Consider the following 339-nt stretch of genomic DNA (forward strand, 5'->3'; position numbering starts at 1 on the left):
TCAGCGCCGTCCGCTCCTCGGGCCGCTCCCGGCGGAGCACGGCCGTGGCGGTCAGGTCCGGGTCGGCGGCGGTGTCGAGAATGCCGCCGACCAGACCGGCCAGGGTGCCGTCGGGGCCGAGTTCGACGAAGGTCGTCGCGCCCTCGTCGGCCAGGGTGGTGACCACGTCGGCGAAGCGCACGGCGCCACGGACCTGCCGCACCCAGTACTCCGGGTCGGTGATCTCCTCGACGGTGGCGAGCTTCCCGGTGACATTGGAGACCACGGGAACCGTCGGCCGGTGGAAGGTCAGGGTCTGTGCGACGGTCAGGAACTCGTCCAGCATGCCGTCCATGTGCG

At 71.7% G+C, this 339-nt stretch carries 1 protein-coding gene; it reads right to left on the reverse strand.

Annotation, left to right across the window (positions count from 1 at the left end; translation table 11 throughout):
- A partial coding sequence (locus VR45_RS41380; RefSeq protein WP_159394569.1) for a hypothetical protein occupies positions 1–325 on the reverse strand: 325 nt, incomplete at its 3' end.
- Positions 326–339: the final 14 nt, after the last annotated feature.

This window comes from Streptomyces sp. NRRL S-495 (assembly GCF_000966955.1).
GTDB classification, from domain to species: Bacteria; Actinomycetota; Actinomycetes; order Streptomycetales; family Streptomycetaceae; genus Kitasatospora; species Kitasatospora purpeofusca.